Here is a 219-nt window from a genome sequence, read left to right as displayed (position 1 = left end):
CATTAGATAACCATCCCATTAACCATTGCTGGCCTAAAATATCACCTAATGAATTAAATACATTTACAAATATAAATTGCCATATAAACCCTAATATTAATCCACCTATTAAGTTAGGCATAAAAAATATAGTTCTTAATAAATTACTTATTTTTGATTCTCTTGTAACTAAAAGCGCTAATGAGAAACCAATAGCATTTATAACTAATACAAATACTA

It is taken from the genome of Romboutsia sp. 13368 (assembly GCF_018336475.1).
Classification (GTDB): Bacteria; Bacillota; Clostridia; order Peptostreptococcales; family Peptostreptococcaceae; genus Romboutsia.
The sequence above is the reverse complement of the archived record's forward strand: the minus strand, read 5'-3'. Positions refer to the sequence as shown.